Raw genomic sequence first — 1,873 nt, forward strand, 5'->3', positions numbered from 1 at the left:
GGCCCGGCGCGCGGGGACACTGCGGCGGGGCGCGGCGGCCGTCGGCGTGCTGAGCCTCGCCGTCCCGGTCGTCGCGGCCGTGGCCGCCCGGCCGCTCGTGTCGGACGCGGCCGAGGACGGCACCGTCCGGGTCGCGGTGATCCAGGGCAACGTGCCCCGGCTGGGGCTCGACTTCAACTCGCAGCGGCGCGCCGTCCTGGACTACCACGCGCGGGAGACGGAGCGGCTGGCCGCCGAGGTCGCGGCCGGCCGGGTCGAGAAGCCCGACGTCGTGCTGTGGCCGGAGAACTCCTCCGACATCGACCCCTTCACCAACGCCGACGCCCGCGCCGTCATCGACCGGGCGGCCAAGGCCGTCGGGGCGCCCGTGTCCGTCGGCGGAGTGGTCTCCAAGGACGGCCGGCTGCTCAACGAGCAGATCCTGTGGGACCCGGAGAAGGGCCCCGTCGACACCTACGACAAACGGCAGATCCAGCCGTTCGGGGAGTACCTCCCGCTGCGCTCGCTGATCGGCATGATCAACGACGAGTGGACGTCGATGGTCCGCCAGGACTTCAGCCGCGGCTCGGAGCCGGGCGTCTTCACCATGAACGGCGCGGGCGTCGGCCTGGTCACCTGCTACGAGGCCGCTTTCGACTGGGCCGTGCGGGACACGGTCACCGACGGCGCCCAGCTGATCTCCGTGCCCAGCAACAACGCGACCTTCGGGCGCAGCGAGATGACCTACCAGCAGCTCGCCATGTCCCGGGTCCGGGCCGTCGAGCACAGCCGCACCGTCACCGTCCCGGTGACCAGCGGCGTCAGCGCGATCATCATGCCGGACGGCACGGTGACACAGCGGACCGGCATGTTCGTCGCCGACTCGCTGGTCCAGGAGGTCCCGCTGCGCTCCTCGCGGACCCCGGCCACGCGGCTCGGCGCGCTCCCCGAGGCCGCCCTCGTGCTGGCCGCCGCGGGCGGCCTGGGTCTGGCCGTCGCCGCGCGGGTCCGGGGCCGGCGCACCGACGGGGCGTAGCCGTCCGGGCCGTGGGGCACCGCGCGGTGCCCCACGGGCGTGTCCCTCGCGGGACGCCACCGACGCGGAAAGGCGGCCGGAGCGGCCAGCTAGGGTCGGGGCATGGCTACTCCCGACTTCATCCGCACCCTGCGTGCCTCCGCCGGACAGCAACTGCTGTGGCTGCCCGGAGTCACCGCTCTCGTCTTCGACGACCGGGGCCGGGTGCTGCTGAACCGGCGGGCCGACACCGGCGGGTGGTCGGTGATCGGGGGCATCCCGGACCCGGGTGAGCAGCCCGCCGTGTGCGCGGTGCGGGAGGTCGAGGAGGAGACCGCGGTGCGGTGCGTCGTCGAGCGGGTCGTGCTGGTGCAGGCGCTGTCCCCGGTCACGTACGGCAACGGCGACACCTGCCAGTTCATGGACATCACCTTCCGCTGCCGTGCGGTGGGCGGGGAGGCGCGGGTGAACGACGACGAGTCGCTGGACGTGGGCTGGTTCGAGCCGGACGCGCTGCCGGAGCTGAACGACTTCGCCCGCTTCCGCGTCAAGCAGGCCATGTCGGACGCGCCCACATGGTTCGACACCACTGGAATTGGCTGAAGTATGTGGGGCTGGCACATGGGGTGGTGGCCGGACGCTGCCTAGGGTCGACGCATGACGGTGTTGTCCACAGGCCTGACGGGGCGGCCGGGGGATGAGGAATCCTGTGTCCATGTCCCGTGATCACGTGCAGTCCGCCGAGCGGCCCCGCCCCGCGCCCGGTCCAGGCCCCGCGGCCCGGACCGACACCGCGGACGGCTCCGGCGCCCGTACCGACACCGGCGTGGCCGACAGCGCCCCTGTTCGCACCGGCGCGGCCGGCAGCGGCGGCACCGG

General features: G+C 73.7%; 2 protein-coding genes. Both read left to right on the top strand.

The window, feature by feature from the left end:
* On the top strand, positions 1 to 1,015 hold a 1,015-nt coding region (gene lnt, locus G3I53_RS03105), incomplete at its 5' end, for an apolipoprotein N-acyltransferase (protein ID WP_164437998.1).
* 102 nt (positions 1,016 to 1,117) lie between these two features.
* Positions 1,118 to 1,597, top strand: coding sequence for an NUDIX domain-containing protein (locus G3I53_RS03110; RefSeq protein WP_164339094.1), 480 nt, complete (start codon positions 1,118 to 1,120; stop codon positions 1,595 to 1,597).
* Positions 1,598 to 1,873: the final 276 nt, after the last annotated feature.

This window comes from Streptomyces sp. SID14436 (assembly GCF_010548465.1).
In the GTDB taxonomy this organism is placed as follows: Bacteria; Actinomycetota; Actinomycetes; order Streptomycetales; family Streptomycetaceae; genus Streptomyces.